Annotated in this window: 10 protein-coding genes; all 10 read right to left on the reverse strand. The window is 47.1% G+C overall.

Annotated features, from left to right (window positions below; translation table 11 throughout):
- Positions 1–25: 25 nt before the first annotated feature.
- The gene (locus tag NYE68_RS18610; protein ID WP_064108177.1) at positions 26–979 is read right to left on the reverse strand and encodes a YvcK family protein; all 954 of its coding nucleotides are present in this window, start codon (positions 977–979) and stop codon (positions 26–28) included.
- Positions 976–1863 (reverse strand): RNase adapter RapZ, encoded by an 888-nt coding sequence (gene rapZ, locus NYE68_RS18615; RefSeq protein WP_012118535.1) that lies wholly within the window; start codon positions 1861–1863, stop codon positions 976–978. Before rapZ ends, NYE68_RS18610 begins: the two co-directional genes overlap by 4 nt.
- Before the next feature lie 25 nt (positions 1864–1888).
- Positions 1889–2356: an 8-oxo-dGTP diphosphatase gene (locus NYE68_RS18620; RefSeq protein WP_003151491.1), complete on the reverse strand. Its 468-nt coding sequence runs from the start codon at positions 2354–2356 to the stop codon at positions 1889–1891.
- A gap of 273 nt (positions 2357–2629) precedes the next feature.
- The gene (gene trxB / locus NYE68_RS18625) at positions 2630–3580 is read right to left on the reverse strand and encodes a thioredoxin-disulfide reductase (RefSeq protein WP_007407423.1); all 951 of its coding nucleotides are present in this window, start codon (positions 3578–3580) and stop codon (positions 2630–2632) included.
- Positions 3581–3786: 206 nt separating this feature from the next.
- On the reverse strand, positions 3787–5190 hold the full coding sequence (locus NYE68_RS18630) for an NlpC/P60 family protein (RefSeq protein ID WP_324636366.1): 1404 nt from the start codon (positions 5188–5190) through the stop codon (positions 3787–3789).
- Between the two features lie 396 nt (positions 5191–5586).
- Positions 5587–7041 (reverse strand): tetratricopeptide repeat protein, encoded by a 1455-nt coding sequence (locus NYE68_RS18635; RefSeq protein WP_040238853.1) that lies wholly within the window; start codon positions 7039–7041, stop codon positions 5587–5589.
- A 115-nt stretch (positions 7042–7156) separates the two neighbouring features.
- Positions 7157–8218, reverse strand: coding sequence for a HAMP domain-containing sensor histidine kinase (locus tag NYE68_RS18640; RefSeq protein ID WP_007614006.1), 1062 nt, complete (start codon positions 8216–8218; stop codon positions 7157–7159).
- On the reverse strand, positions 8215–8892 hold the full coding sequence (locus tag NYE68_RS18645) for a response regulator transcription factor (RefSeq protein ID WP_012118540.1): 678 nt from the start codon (positions 8890–8892) through the stop codon (positions 8215–8217). The genes NYE68_RS18640 and NYE68_RS18645 overlap by 4 nt, the downstream gene beginning before the upstream one ends.
- 36 nt (positions 8893–8928) lie before the next feature.
- Positions 8929–9546 carry a hypothetical protein gene (locus tag NYE68_RS18650; protein WP_039255029.1) on the reverse strand — a complete coding sequence of 206 codons (618 nt, stop codon included), beginning with the start codon at positions 9544–9546 and terminating at the stop codon, positions 8929–8931.
- Positions 9547–9634: 88 nt separating this feature from the next.
- Entirely contained in the window at positions 9635–11404 is a 1770-nt protein-coding gene (locus NYE68_RS18655) for an ABC transporter ATP-binding protein (RefSeq protein WP_012118541.1), read from the reverse strand.
- Positions 11405–11474: the final 70 nt, after the last annotated feature.

Here is an 11474-nt window from a genome sequence, read left to right on the forward strand (position 1 = left end):
TTAGCCACCTCATTTCAAAAGGCCTCTAGTCCCTTAATAAATCGACAAGAAGAGAAGCCACTTTATGTGTATCGTGACGGATTACGCCATTTTTATACGTGATAATCTGATCCCTGATGACCTCAAGCCCCATGGATTTCAGCTTTTCAACATTGAAGTCGACGGGCCGGGCCAGCTCTTTCGCATATTTGCTTTTGATTTCGTCAGGGATCTCCTCATTGTTGATTAAGATCGTGTCGATAAACGGCTGCTCCATATGATCGTTCAGCGCCTTGACATGGTCGGCCGCACTGTATTGCAGCGTCTCTCCGGGCTGTGTCATGACGTTGCATATATATACTTTTTTGGCCGCAGCCTTGACGACTTCCTCTCCGATTTTCGGTACGAGCAGATTCGGAAGAATGCTTGTGTACAGGCTTCCCGGACCGATAATGATTAAATCGGCCTGACGGATGACGTCAATCGTTTCCGGGAGCGGATCAATTTTTTCAGGCGTAAGAAACACCCGTTTAATCTGCTGGCCGTAAGAAGGGATTGTCGATTCTCCGGATACGACCTGCCCGTCCTCCATTTCAGCGTGAAGAACGACACTGGTGTTGGCAGCCGGCAGCACTCTGCCGCGGACATTCAGCACCTTGCTCATTTCGGTGACAGCGTGAAAGAAATCACCGGTTATATTTGTCATCGCTGCCAAAATCAAATTGCCGAGCGAATGTCCGGTTAAGTCGCTTCCTTTGTTGAAACGGTGCTGAAACAGATTTTCAACGAGCGGCTCAACATCTGACAAAGCGGCCAGTACGTTACGGATGTCACCCGGCGGCGGAATTTGAAGTTCATCCCGCAGACGGCCTGAACTTCCGCCGTCATCAGCAACTGTCACAATCGCCGTAATATCAACGGGCTTATGCTTTAACCCCCGAAGCAGCACGGACAGACCCGTTCCGCCGCCGAAGATTGCGATTTTCGGCTTCTTATTCATTTCCGGCTTCTCTTTTCAATGTCCCGGTGAGTGACATGAGTATAGAAATCTTTTTTAAAATAGTCAGCCAAATACTCAGCGAGCGTGACGGAGCGGTGCTGGCCGCCCGTACAGCCGATCGCGATGACAAGCTGGCTTTTACCTTCCCGCTTATAAGACGGAAGCATAAAGCCGAGCAGATCAACAAGCTTTTCAATAAACTTTTGTGTTTCGTTCCACTTCATCACATAGGATGACACTTCCTCATCTTTCCCCGTAAGCGGCCTCATGCTTTCAATGTAGAACGGATTCGGCAGAAACCTTACATCAAACACGAGGTCGGCATCTATCGGAAGCCCGTATTTGAAACCGAATGACATTACGTTCACTGTAAATGTTTCACCTTGGTTCGTGGCGAAATGCGCCACGATTTTTTCACGCAGATCACGCGGTTTCATATCCGATGTGTCATAGATCAGCTGAGAGCGCCCTTTCAATTCTTCAAGCAGCTGGCGTTCCAGCGCGATTCCTTCGAGAGGAAGCCCGGTAGCGGCCAGCGGGTGAGAACGCCTCGTTTCTTTGTATCTCGTCACAAGGATGGAATCCTTAGCGTCTAAAAAGAGAATGCGCGGTGTAATCCACGGATTTTCCGCCATTTCATCCAGCGCCTCAATCAGCCTGTCAAAAAATTCACGTCCCCGCAGATCCATGACAAGCGCGACCTTGCTCATTTTTGAACTTGATTCTTTCATAAGCTCCAAAAATTTCGGCAGCAAGGAAGGCGGCAGATTGTCGACGCAAAAATAGCCGAGATCCTCAAAGCTTTGAATGGCGACGGTTTTCCCCGCTCCAGACATTCCCGTAATGATGACGAGCTGAATATCATGGTTTTCATTCATACTCATCTTTCTCCCCCCTGCGGTCTTTCTTTTATTTGATAAGCTGCGGATCTAAACGATAGCTGAGCAGCTCGAAGTCCGGCGTATACGTAAAGGTGCCGTGCAAAAGCCCTTGGCCCTTGATCATAAAATCAAGGATATGCCCGTCTCCGGGGGCCATCGGAAGGCTGTGGATATCTTTTACGTCATGCCACTTCAGAACGCCTTCCTCTGATTCAGCGACATTCCGCCCCGTGTACGAGTCGGCGACGAAAGTAAACATCATCCACTCTGACACGATTTGTTCCTGTTCCTTAATAATAAAGGTAAACACGCCTTTTAACTGCGGATTTAGTATATAAATGCCCGTCTCTTCTCTGTACTCTCTGATGACGGAATCTCTGACGGATTCGCCGCTTTCCATCTTCCCGCCGGGCGCGACCCACCAGCCCCGTCTCGGCTTTTGGAGAAGGAGAACCTGATCATCTGTCTGCAGCACACAATTTGTCACTCTTTGCACAAGTACGTCACCTAACCTTCTCAACAAATCATCGTCTCTTCATTATACCGTTTCGGCATGTCTCTCACAATGCAGAGACACCGACATCCTTTTCTTTTATTTGACAGAAAACAGAAAATCGCAAAAAAAGGGCACGGATACTGGAATCCGTGCCAAAGTGTATTCATTAAAAAGGGGGTCAATTACTACATTCATCTTAAAACATCAGTATTTCACCCGTGTTACAGCGTAATTAAAACACAGTAACGATTCAAAAACTGAACATTACAGTGATTATTTAACGGTTTTGAGCGTTTCCTCAAGCTCTTCCACATAATGCTGAACGCTTTGAGCCGCAATACTTCCGTCACCTGTCGCCGTTACGATCTGGCGGAGCGTTTTTTCACGGATGTCTCCCGCGGCAAAAATGCCTGGAACTTTTGTTTCCATTTGAGCGTTTGTTTCAATGTAGCCTTCTTCATTTGTGATGCCCAAGTTTTCGAACGGTTTAGAAAGCGGAAGCATACCGATATAAATAAAGACGCCGTCAGCTTTGAATTCTTCCTCTTCTCCCGTCACGGTATCCACAAGAGTAAGTCTGCCGACTTTTCCGTTTTCCTCATGGATTTCTTTTACGGTTTTGTTCCATTTGAAGTCAATTTTCTCATTGTCAAAGGCACGCGCCTGAAGAATGCTTTGCGCACGCAATTTGTCACGTCTGTGAACGATGGTGACTTTTGAAGCGAAGCGTGTCAGATAGACGCCTTCTTCAACGGCGGAGTCTCCGCCGCCGACAACGACAAGCTCTTTATTTTTAAAGAACGCGCCGTCACAAACCGCGCAGTACGATACGCCGCGGCCGCCCAGTTCTTTTTCGCCGGGAACACCGATCTTTTTGTATTCCGCTCCGGCAGAAATGACGATGGCGCGCGCTTTATATTCTTTTGAACCGGCTTTGACCGTTTTATATTCTTTGCCGTCAACGATTTCTTTAATATCGCCGTACGCATATTCCGCACCGAATTTTTTCGCATGTTCAAACATTTTATTAGAAAGTTCAGGGCCGAGAATGCTTTCAAAACCCGGATAGTTTTCAACATCCTCCGTGTTGGCCATCTGGCCGCCCGGAATTCCTCTTTCGATCATTAATGTGGATAAGTTCGCTCGTGATGTGTAAACAGCAGCGGTCATCCCCGCCGGACCCGCGCCGATAATGATCACATCATAAATTTTTTCTTCTGACACCATGATTCACTCCTTTTCGAAATGGGGCGCACCCTATATGACTAAGAATCCCCATCAATCGTATTCCTTACCCATATCCTATTAAATCTGAGGGCAATTCGCTATTTTTTTGCTCATTTTTCTAAGAAACCGTGATTAGGCAGCTCCTGAGCGGGTATACAAATAAAGAAAGAGCCTTCCGGGATAGAAGGCCCTTGTCTTATTCATTATTGCACGACACGTCTTACATTGCCGTTGAATGCTTTCTTCCAGTAAGGGTTGCTCATAGAATCAATGGATACACCGTGTGATGTATTATCGTTCAGGAACGTTCCGTTACCTAAGTAGATGCCGACGTGGCCGTTTGTTTTATACGTATTGAAGAATACTAAGTCTCCGCGTTTCATGTCAGACGCGCTTACTGCTTTACCTCTTCCGATTAATGTATCTGTGTTTGTGCCGCTTGCAGGTCCGAGGTTAACGCCTGCGTTAGCATAAGCCCAGCGTACGAATGAAGAGCAGTCAAAAATACGGTTGTTAATATCAGATTGAGTGCGTCCGCCGCCGAATTTGTACGGGGATTGACCCACAAGGCTTGAACCTACGCTGATCGCGCCTTCAATACCGCCTGAATTTGAAATAACAGATCCGCCGTCAGAATCATCTGAACCGCCGCTGTTATGAGATGATCCGCCTGAAGTGCTCTTCGGTTTGCTTGAGCTGTCAGATGATGTTGAAACAGCCGCTTTTTTCACAGTTTTAACCGCCGGTGCCGGCTGGCTGTCATCTTTTTGGTTTTGGTCTTCAGAAGCTTTTTGCGCTTCTTCCTGTTTTTTGATCAGGGCAGCCGCTGCAGCCTGCTCAGCTTTAATGCGCTTCTGTTCTTTTTCAGTATCAGCTTTTTCGTTTGCAAGCTTTGATGCTTCTTTTTTCAGATCAGAGATAGCGGAAGCCGCTTTTTTCTGTCCGTTTTTCGCTTCGTCAAAAAGCTTGTCTTTCTGATCAAGCTGTTTGTTCAGGTCTTTTTGCATAGACTCGAGTTTCGCAAGATCATCTTGAACTTTTTTCAGCTTCACGTTAAGTTCAGCTTCTGCGTCTTCGAGTTTCGCTTTATCCTGCTCCTGCTGTTTGATCAGCTCTTTATCCGCATCAACGATAGAAGATACCGCAGTCGCACGGGAAATGAAGTCTCCGAAGCTTGTCGCCCCTAAAAGAACATCTATGTATCCTTGAGAACCGCCGTTTTCCTGTAAAGAACGAACGCGTTTTTTCAGGATGTCATTGCGTTTTTCAATACGCGCTTCTGTTTCTTTGATTTCTTTTTTCAAATCAGCGATCTGCTTTTTCGTTTTTTCGTTTTCAGCTTTTTTATCTTCGATTTTATTGCTTGTATCCAACGCTTTAGCGTTAATGTCTTTCAGTTCTTTTTCAATCTTAGCCTGCTTGTCCTGAAGCTTAGACAATTCTCTTTCTTTTGCTTCAAGGCTTGAAGCCACCTCAGATTGCTTGCTTTCGATTTTTGCTTTTTTGTTGTCTAATGTTTCCGCCGATGCAGTTTTTGTAAACGGGATCAAAAAACTGCTTGTCCCGATGACGGAAGCCAAACCAAGTGTTAATAAACTCTTTTTCACTTTTTCTTTCCTCCCTTTTACTTTAAACCTGTTCTCATTTGGAATTCTATTATGAACATCAAAGTTACGCTCCCTCACATACCCGTGAGGCTGATGATTTTTATGTATGAATCTTTAAATCTTTTAAATTGGTATAGATTATACAGCACATGTAAAATAAACTAATCTCTTATGTACGAGACTCATTATACCATCATGTTTCGACAATTTTTATTACAGTTATATTTCAATGTGATTGCAAATCTCATATTTTGCAAAATAAACGGTGATTACGGCCTGATTTCGATTCGAAAAGCAAAAAAATACGTATGAATACCTCTTTATTCGGCGGTAAAGTTCTGTTTTGCCCCTTTCTGATAAAAAAAGAACCGACTCTTTATATAGAAAGAATCGGTTTTATTCTAATATATCGTCTATTTGTCTGATGTATTTCGAAAGTGTTGCCGGCGTTATACCGTAAACGGCGGCCGTTTCTTTTTTCGTCGTTTTTTCGCCGTTTGCTTCTTTCCATACATATGCGATGGCTGCGGCCCATGCCCGCTCATTCTGTACGGCAGCGGCGGCGCGGATGTGCTGAATGACGTGAAAAACCCAGCAGCTCATGACGTCAGTTTTTAAACTGTCGGCTTCCGCTTTCTCCAGCAGCTTGACCGTCCGATACGTGAACAGCGCATCACCGGAGACGCCTGAAGCGCCTTTTTCACCGGAAAGCAGCAGTTTGACGAAATCTTGTTCAAACGGTGAAACGGCGCGTTTTGCCGTCAGAACTTTTTCAAGCTGGTTCCGCTCTCCTTCAGCGCTGCTGATATAATAGGCGGCAAGCCGCTGTTCAAGTGAAGCAGGCAGCGGTTCCTGCCGCTCCGCCCAAGGCGCGGGCCGGTCTGATTCGGGAAATTCGGCTTCGGCCTTTTTCCAAATGGTTTCCGCAAATTCTGTGCGGCCTGTCCCGTAGGCTGAGGCGGCCAGCCAGTAATAAAACGTTTCGTCGCCTTCGAATCCGCTTTTGTAAAGAGAACGGAGCCATTTATAACCGAGATCATGTCTGCCGACAAGCGCAAGCGTCGCCCCCAGCTTATAGCGCTGTTCGAATAAAATCGGATACACATTGGCGAGTTTTCCGCTCAATTCTCCGACTTTTTCATCTTCCCTCTCGTAATAGCAGAATACAAGGAGGTTGCACAAGGCATGGAGATTGCCTTCATTTTTCTCAAGCACTTCGAATACCGTTTGTTTCGCTTTTGTGACATTGCCTGAGTAAAAGTAAGCGAGCGCCAGGTTGTTGTATGCAGACCAAAGCTCGGGGTAATCGGCCGTAATCTCTTCAAGCATGACAACCGCTTCATGAAGCTGGCCGCTCTCAAGAAGCGTTTTTGCCCGATCCTGCCTGATCAGCAGTTCATCCTGGTCATAGAGCGATTCGTTTTCACCCGCTTCGCCGAAATCCAATAGCTCCATCAGATTTTCTATCTCTTCGCTGAATTCACCGTCCGGATCGGCATCTGAATAAGCCGCTGCTTCTTTGTATGCTTCCTGAAAGAGTCCCAAATGCGCGAAATTATTCGCTTTAAAGTAATGACACTCGGGCATTTCTTCTTTCAGGTTCACCAAAATAAAGTCGAACAGCTCATTTGACTGCTGGTAGTGGCCCATTTCAGAATAAATGACGGCCAGCCGGGACAGCATTTCGGAATCATTCGGCTCGAGGTGGACGGCCCGCTGAATCAGTTTGCTGGCCCGCTTTAAATTCCGCTCTTTATATGCTTTTAAGCCTTTATGAAAAAAATATTGTCCATCCTGAAGCAGCTGGACAATTTGCGCGTGCTTTTTCTGTTCAGAAGTGTGTTTTCCCACAAATATCCTCCGTTTTATACGTATTACCGTCAGTAGTATACCATAAAACGGTTTCACCTCAATAGTTCAAAAGACAGGATCGGCTTCGTTTTTTACTGGCTGGTTCGACCAGATTTTAGCTGTTTTTTTCACGAGGCTCGGCTGGAAGAATGACGCGGAAAAGGGTTCCTTCGCCGCGCTTGCTCTCAACCTCTATCGAACCGCCGTGCAGCTCGGCGATTTTTTGGGCGATGGACAGGCCGAGCCCGCTTCCTCCTTCGTTTCTCGCCTTGTCCGCTTTATAAAACCGTTCAAATACACGCTCCGCCTGCTCAGGCTCCATTCCGATTCCGTCGTCGGCGATTTCGACAGCCGCCGCTCCCGGCAGATCTGCAATTTTAACGGAAATGCGGCCGCCTTCACCGGTAAATTTTACGGCATTGTGAATCAGATTCATCCATACTTGGCTGAGCAGCGCTTCATCTCCGTACACATACGACTCCTGTAAATCAATGAGAAACTCAATCTGTTTGGCGGACCACTCAGGCTCACAGGTCAATATGGTGCGCCGCAGCTGTTTGTCAATGCGGAACGGTTTTTTTTGTATCGGTTCGGTTTGGCGTTCGAGCGCAGTGAGCTTCAGCAGATTTTCACTGATTTTTGATAATCGTTCTGTTTCTGTTTCGATGATGTGTAAGTAGCGCCCCCGCTCCTCATATGATAAATCCGGTTTTTTCAGAAGATGCGCGTAGCCCTTTAATGAAGTGAGCGGGGTTTGGATTTCATGGGAAACGTTCGAAATAAATTCTTGTTTCAGTTTTTCCATTTCACTCAGTTCCGCGGCGAGTGTCGACAGTTCATCAGCCAATTTCGTCACGGGATGGTTCCGCTCAATCTTCTCCATTTTCCGGGAAGCGGCCGCTGTGAAGTTGCCGCTCGACATTTGCTTGATCGTGGCGGTCAGCGAATCCCAGATCGCATGATGTCTTTCACGTGCTGACTTTGAAAAAATAAACATCGTTACGAACAGCAGGCCGAAAACAAGCCAAAGCGTCAGAATCTGCTCGGCGTACGGCACAAGCAAAATCGGCCATATGAGACCGAATCCCTGAACAATCAGGTGAGCCGCCAGCCATAAGAATGCGGTGACAGTGAGAAGGATGATGATTTTTCCAGCCGTTCTGAAGATCCGTTTCATCCTGTCACCACAAACCGATACCCGAGCCCCCGCACCGTATGGATGGCAAACGGATAGTCTTTTTCCGGAAACCGTTCTCTCAGCCTTTTAATATGCACATCAACGGTCCGCTCGTCACCTTCATAATCAAAGCCCCAAATATCTTCTATTAATTGTTCTCTTGAAAACGTCTTATTCGGATAACCGGCGAGCTTAAATAAAAGCTCAAATTCACGCCGGGGCAATGTCAATCCCGCTCCGCCGCCGCGCGTTACAGTGCGGGATTGCTTATCTAATGTGACCGTTCCGATGGTCAGCAGTTTTTCAGCGGTGATCCGGTACCGTTTCAGCAATGCTTTGACCCTTGCTTCCAGCTCAAGCGGCTCAAACGGTTTGACGAGATAATCATCCGCTCCGGAAGTAAAACCTTGCACTTTGTCCAGCGTTTCGCCTTTTGCCGTCAGCATCAAAATCGGAATGTCCGTAAAGCTGCGGACGGCTTCACTGACTTCAAACCCGTCCATTTTCGGCATCATCACATCCAGTATGATGAGGTCTATAGGTGCTGATTCGATCAGCCGCACCGCCGCTTCCCCGTCTTCCGCTTCTGCGACGTCAAAACCGCTCTGCTCCATCATAAGGCGGACAAGCTCACGGATATGGCGGTCATCATCCGCAACCAATATGACAGCCATGAAAATCCCTCCTTCTGCTTTTTTGCCTGTCTTCTTTTAATGAATCGACATGATGTCTATTAACCGTCTTATTTTTTCATTGTCTCCTGTATCGACAGACACTTTTTTTGTATGGCGGATCATTTCCTCCGTCACTTCTTTCATTACGCCTTGATCAGTATCTTCACGAGACTCCCAGCGCAAAGGAACATTGTATACCTGAATGGTCCCGTCACCATTGCTGCTGTAAGTGACTGACCCATCGATTAACCGGGAGCCTGCTAACTGCGTAACATCTTCCGGATAGCGTGCGCTCGTGTGATCGTCAGGGTTGACGAGTGCTCCGGCCGGAATGCGGCGAACGTTCAATTCATCTATCTGCTGATTTTCCCCAAGCTGCAGCCAGATGCGGGCATATTCAATTTGCAGAGGAGAATAATCTGCCGACATGTTATCCGGTTCGCTTTTGTCCGCAGAGACGTGATGTGAATCTTTGTTTACGGGTTCTTTTTTTTCTGCCGCTGATGCTGTTTCAGCCTTTTTGATGCCGCTGCTTTCTCCGGCCGGACTTGAAGAATGGCTCGGCTCTTCATCGTTACCACCCGTACACCCGGCAGTCATAAATACGAGCAGTAAGGCCGCGTGACAATAAAAAATCTTTGTGCGTTTTTTCATCATTTAACCCTCGCTTCCAATGAATAGGATTCCGGCTGCAAAATAAAAAGCAGCTTTTTCAGCTGCTTTTTATTCATAAAGTCTTGCTTTACACAGCTTTGTTTTCTAAGTCGGCATTCAGCTTCAGCTGCTGCTCCGCAAAATCGCGGTACAGCGAATGGGATGCCATTAATTCATGGTGTGTGCCCCGTCCGGTGATTTCACCCTGTTCGACAAAGAGAAGCTGATCTGCATCCACAACCGTGGATAAACGGTGGGCAATCACAATCGTGGTGCGGCCTTTCATTAGAACTTCCAGCGCCTGCTGCACCCATTTTTCAGATTGGCTGTCCAGACTTGATGTCGCTTCATCAAGCATCAGAATGCTCGGGTTGCGAAGGAGAGCTCTGGCAATGGCGATGCGCTGGCGCTGTCCTCCTGAAAGCATAATTCCCCGCTCACCGACCTCGGTTTCAAATTTCTTCGGTAAGTCTTCAATAAATTGCAGGGCGTAGGCCATGTCAGCCGCTTGCCTCAGTTCCTCATCAGTCACCTCGCGTTTTAATCCGTAGCAGATATTGTCGCGGATGGTGCCTGACATTAACGGGCTTTCTTGCGACACGTAGCCGATATGCTCCCGCCATGACTCAAGGGAATACGCATCAATCGGTTCATTTCCGAGCAGGATGCTGCCCGCAGTCGGATTGTAGAATCGTTCAAGCAGCTTAAATAACGTTGTTTTTCCGCCGCCGCTCGGTCCGACGATCGCGGTGACTTTGCCGGCCTCAATCGTAGCCGTAATGTCTTTTAAGATGGTTTGATCTGTTTTGTAGCCGAATGAGACTTGTTCGAGCTTAATCGGCTGATCCGCGTTTTCAATGGCTTTTCCGGTTTGGATATCTTCTTCTTTTTCTGCAAGAATATGAATCATCCGTTCCGTTGCGCCGACGGATTTTTGAAGCTGTGTGAAAAATGAAGTGATCTGGCCCATCGGCATAATGATCTGAAACAAATACAGGATAAAGGCAACGAGTGCGCCGGCTGTCAATTCACCGGATGACACCTGCATCCCTCCGTACCCGATGACAGCGACCAGCGCCGCCATTAATACAAGTGTAATAAGCGGACCTACGAGCGACTGCACCTTCGCTTCACGCAGCCCGAGTTTAAAGAGTGCCATGATGCCTGCTTTTCCGCGTCCGTATTCCGCTTCTTCAGCGTTTGACGCTTTTACAAGCCTGATTTCCGGGAGGATGTGGTTTAATAATCCGGTGAATCTCGCCGTTTCATCCTGTGTTTCCCGAGAAATTTTAAACATTTTCCGGCCGATCGGCACTAAAATCACCGCAGCCAGCGGCACGACGATCAGCACGAGCAATGTGAGCTTCCAGTTCATGAAAAATAAGATCGTCAGTGACCCGATAACGGAAATGATTCCGGTAATAAATCCGCTGATATTGTTTGTGATCAGCTCTTTTACCACCATTGTGTCATTGGTGACACGGCTGATCGTTTCTCCCGTGGCGTTTTTGTCAAAATAAGAGACGGGCAGTTTAATTAATTTCTGCCACAACAAATCACGCAGTCCCGAGATGATTTTCTGGCCGCTGTAGTTCAGGGCGTAGGTGGCGTAGGCGCTTAATGCGGCCTGTACGATAAACACGGCTGCGATGATTCCGATTTGCACGCCTGACAGCGACGACATGGAAAAGCCGTCAACGAGCTGCTTTGTCAACAGCGGAATCAGCAGGCTGACGAGCGTTGTCACAATACTGAGAGACAGCGCGAAGGCCAGCATACCGTATGATGGTTTTGTTTTTTTGACTAATGAAAAGAATGAGCTGAATTTCCCTTTAGGTTTTGGTTGTTTATTCGGCATATGTTTTCCTCCTATATCACTGTTTATACTATAACGGATGTGCATGAACGGAATATGAACAAAACGTATA

Source organism: Bacillus sp. FSL R5-0447, assembly GCF_038606125.1.
Classification (GTDB): Bacteria; Bacillota; Bacilli; order Bacillales; family Bacillaceae; genus Bacillus; species Bacillus velezensis.